Here is a 4,493-nt window from a genome sequence, read left to right as displayed (position 1 = left end):
TGGCCCGACTCAATCGGGGTGCCTTCCTTCACGGCCTTTACGTAACCCTTGAAAGCGTCGCGGTAAGGATCGGCGGTACCCTTGGCAATCTTCGCGGTAATCATCGCATTGTGGAGCAAATCCGCGACCTTCGCGGTATTCAGTCCGTTATCCGCGACTTCCACCGCCAGCGCCCGAACCTTGTCCAACGTCTTGATCGCGTTCGCTTCGCCACGCTTGGCCCGGACTGCGGTCAAGCTATCCACAATCTCGGACACTTCCGCGATGATGTGCGCGGAACGCTCAACCTGCGACATTTCCTGCCGGATAACCTTGTCATCCACCAATACCGCTTTGACTTCGTTGTTTTCGACTTTCGCGTTCATGTTGTTACCCTCGTTTCTCGGAGCTACGGGATGCAGCCCCGATGTAGTGACTATACACCCTTTTCCTACCTTGTGCCGCTTACTAGTAAGTTATTTGCGGCCAAATTATGAATGGTTCAGCTTGGCGGGCCGCTTACTCGTAAGCATTTGGAGCATTAACGCAGGCATAACTTTACTCTGTTATGGTACCACAGGTTATGTTAAATAAACGTTAAATGAATGTTAAATTATCGTTAATGTTTCGTTAAAGTTTCGTTAATACCAAATGAAGGCTTTTTTAACAACTTCTTAACATTCCGCTTACTCGTAAGCGTGGCCCACGCGGCGGCCTACAGCGTGGGCTAGGCTCTGCCCGTTCCCCTGACTGGACCCTGAACGGCTAGGTTGCATGGCCGTACCGTTCCCCCGTTCAGCGTATGGTGCCCCGATCACGCCCCTTGTGCCTCGTTTGACCACAGACCCCCGGTGGTATCCCCCGCAGGCCCCCGGCCCTGTGGCCGCGTGGGTGGGGCCCTATCATTCGTAGTGAGCAGGTACCAGAAAAAGCTCTTTCGGACCCCCAAAAAGGCTAAACCGACCCCCTTGAAAATTTAAAAAGACCTCACGGTGAAGTTTGCTGACTAGTTTATGAATGAACGGAACTTAAGTATACCTCGACGGTCTTACATGTACCTACGAGCGGAGAGTGTCTCTCCTCTCAGCATAGAGGCCCTGCCTCGTTAGTTGTATGGACCCTACAAGGACGACGCAGTTGTCCGGCGAGACTAACCCGCCCTAAAGGTTAGACGAGGAAGGAGCACGCGTATGAAAGATGTACCCATAGAAGGGGAAGAGGCGGTAGAGCTTATAGAGCTGCTCGCTCTCCTCAGAGGCATGAAGCTGGAGGAGGAGACCTCGCAATCCACAATTGACGGGAGCCGCGAAGCAGCGACACCTCTCGATGGACTGGTTGCAGAGTTGAAGAATAACCGAGTTCTGCGGAGAAAACTTACGAGTAAGCATGTTGTACGGGCGAAGAAGCCGGCGGTGCATTGGAAGAAGGCCAAGCGTCTGCGTAGGGAGAGGTACCAAGATGTACTGAAGCCACAGCGTAACGCAAAAAAGGCCAGCTCCCTGACCACGCCCGAGGGTTGGTGGAAAGAAGCCAGCCTTAATTGGAGGAAGAATGCGATGAAGGGGAGGGAAAGCTCGATTCCCCCGACTATTACAGAGGAAGAGTTCACGGAGGTAATCTATCCGTGCTTCGCAGAGAAGGGAAGAGTTCCGATCTTCAAGCGGTTAGACACTAGTAAGGGTGTAAGCCTTGAGAACTTGCATGTAATTGATATGGATACAGAAGAGACGCTCTTCGATGGTTCTGAGTACAGCTTACGTCTGAAAGGCTATATTATCTAAGGCTCCTCACGTCGCCTTCTGCTGTACTGTACGCTTTAGTTTAGATGATCTAGGTAACTGACCCAAAGCCTGTCCTCCTCGTAAGAGGCGGATCAGCTTAAGGGCCAGCCCGAGTAGCAGTTGCGAAGCAACGCGCTGATCTGAGGTTTGACCAGAGGAATCACCTCCCATCGACTAGACTATAGAAGAAGCCAAGAGATTAACCTTGACGTCCTCCCCACGCGCTCTGTCGTTCGCCCACGCTGCCCGCTGTGTGGTCCCCATGTTACGGGCTTACTGTCACCCCGCTACCCCATGCGTTAACCGCCAAGTAGTAGGGAAAAACGGCATACTAATGGGTATGCTAGCCTAGCTCCCTGAGTTTGAGTGGAGCCGCTCAGACCAACATTTATCCTCGGAGGTCAAAGAGGTACAGGTGTGGTTCATCAAGTCTAGGTATCTGTCACCCGCTGCAATAGCTGGCTGTCCGTTGTCTTCCCGTACACTCGACCCCTATAAGACACCCGCTTTTGGGAGAAGTTCCGCCCCTCGTTGAACTATTCCTGAATCAGGCTGTCGAAGTAGTCACAATCAAAAGAGCGGAGCCTGCGGCTCCCCCACCCCAAACCAAGGAGTATCATGTATGGCGGATAAATATCCTGTCTCTATCTACGGCCGTCCTAACGGATTTATCCGGGCTGAGGAAGGGGCAACTGCGGGAGCTACTCTGGGAGTAGACCTCCGCGACGCGGGCGGCAATCTACTGATCGACCCAATAACACAGACAATCACAAACGGTGATATCACACACTCCCCCAGTGGGGATGCTGTGTTTGATGCGCTGGCGGGAAAGGAGCCAGCCATTGCGGCTGGGTCAGAGGGGCAGTTCATACGAGGCGACAAGGTTCCCAGCACCATCCTCAACACCACCATCTCTCCCGGACTGACCATCAACCGAACCAACAACTCGGTCAATGCGCTGAACGCGATTCAAGCGACCGGGGGCACCATGTACTTCGGTCAAGGCGCGGCGATGACCTTCAATGTGGGCAGTAGTAATAACCTGTCACTGGCGTCTAATCAGTGGCTCCGTGTTGATGGAACTACAGTAGGAGCCGGGACGGACAACACAATCAGCTCCTTTGAAGCGGCACGCAGGTGTTCTGTAGTCTATTCGGCCACCGGGGTTATCAATACCTCCGATGCTCGAGATAAATCTGTACGAGGTACTCTAAACGTGCAGGAGTTAGCCGCCGCCAAAGAGCTAGCGAATGCTGCTGTGATCTTCCAGTGGAATGATGCAATAGCAGAGAAAGGCCCCGATGCCAGACTGCATTGCAGCCCCACTGTGCAGAGCGTTATCTCTATTATGGAGTCCCACGGGCTAGACCCGTTCCGCTACGGTTTCGTATGCTACGACTCATGGGGAGAGATTCCCATGGTAGTCGAGGAAGAGACGGGAGAGGTACTACAGAGCTACCAGCCGGCTGGGGATAGGTACAGTTTACGCCCTGCTGAGCTGAGCTTTTTTATCTCAGTAGGAGTTGCACAACTTATTTCGTCTTTAGAGGGCCGTCTTACTGCCCTAGAAACAGCATGAGTGTTACAGAAACTTCAAGAGGAAAAATCTAAATGGCGAATCAAGAGATTGACAACTTAGCGCTACTGTCTGCACCTATAGGTTCCGACGTTTACGCAGTTAAGACAAACACAGACTATAGGGTGCGGGTAGGAGAAGCTAACGGTTTAGCTACTCTAGATGTTATCGGAACGTTAACAGCTGGACAGCTCCCAACCCACACCCACGCTTTCTCCACAATCACATCTAAGCCTACCACCCTCAGTGGGTACGGTATTACTGACGCCGCCACAAATACTCATACCCACACATTCGCTTCACTTACAAGCAAACCCACCACCTTGCTGGGGTATGGAATTACAGATGCCCAACCTGCTGGCTCCTATGCTCTTGCTGCTCACACACACACCTTTGCCTCGCTTACTAGTAAGCCTACGACCTTAGCCGGGTACGGTATCACGAATGGTGCCCTCAGCACCCACAACCACAACCTAGATGATCTAGACAACGTTGTTATCAGTGCTAAAGCTAATGGAGAGATTCTAAAGTGGAACGCATCAGCGTGGGTTAATAACACCCTAGCTGAGGCGGGGATCGCTGCGGCTTCTCACACCCACACTACCTCACAGGTTACAGGGTTGGATACGGCTCTAGCCGGGAAAGCTGCTACCAGCCACACGCACACAACTGCCAATATCACAGGACTTGATACCGCTCTAGCGGGTAAGGCTGCTACCAGCCATACGCATACTATGTCCCAGATCACTGACGCCGGTACGTGGGCTACTAAGAATCAGACTGTATCCACAGCAGTAGCTTCGGGTACTCCAGCTGATGGCGCTGTCTGGTTGCAGTACACCCCATGACCGCTTTCGTAGGGGTTGGGGGAGTTAACAAAACAGTAGCCGCTATCTCCGTTGGGGTAGGAGGGGCATACAAAACAGTAGCTAAGGGGTGGGTCGGAGTAGCCGGAGCATGGAAGGTATTCTACGATGCCGCTGTAGCTGCCACTGCTAGCATCACTACTAGGACTTTATCCTCTTCAGCGCTGTCTCCTGCGGATTCTACTATCCAGTATATCGCACAGCCGGGCGGAGATATCCATGAATCTAAGAACGGAGGGATTTCGACGTTCGTTGAGACGTGGTTGGATTCCGGGCTTAACACGGACTTCG

General features: G+C 52.6%; 4 protein-coding genes. 2 read left to right on the top strand and 2 right to left on the bottom strand.

Annotated elements, in window-relative coordinates; translation table 11 throughout:
• Window positions 1–365 (bottom strand): hypothetical protein (locus V6D20_23520; GenBank protein ID HEY9818749.1); only part of this gene is annotated, 365 nt, incomplete at its 3' end.
• An 804-nt stretch (window positions 366–1,169) separates the two neighbouring features.
• Between V6D20_23520 and V6D20_23515 the strand changes: the two genes are divergently transcribed.
• On the top strand, window positions 1,170–1,760 hold the full coding sequence (locus V6D20_23515) for a hypothetical protein (GenBank protein HEY9818748.1): 591 nt from the start codon (window positions 1,170–1,172) through the stop codon (window positions 1,758–1,760).
• Window positions 1,761–2,382: 622 nt separating this feature from the next.
• Window positions 2,383–3,339 (top strand): tail fiber domain-containing protein, encoded by a 957-nt coding sequence (locus V6D20_23510; protein HEY9818747.1) that lies wholly within the window; start codon window positions 2,383–2,385, stop codon window positions 3,337–3,339.
• 966 nt (window positions 3,340–4,305) lie between these two features.
• On the opposite strand, the gene V6D20_23505 is transcribed toward V6D20_23510, so the two are convergent.
• Window positions 4,306–4,493, bottom strand: a 188-nt coding sequence (locus V6D20_23505; protein HEY9818746.1) for a hypothetical protein, incomplete at its 5' end; no start/stop codon positions are given.

It is taken from the genome of Candidatus Obscuribacterales bacterium (assembly GCA_036703605.1).
Taxonomy (GTDB): Bacteria; Cyanobacteriota; Cyanobacteriia; order RECH01; family RECH01; genus RECH01.
The sequence above is the reverse complement of the archived record's forward strand: the minus strand, read 5'-3'. Positions and strand labels throughout refer to the sequence as shown.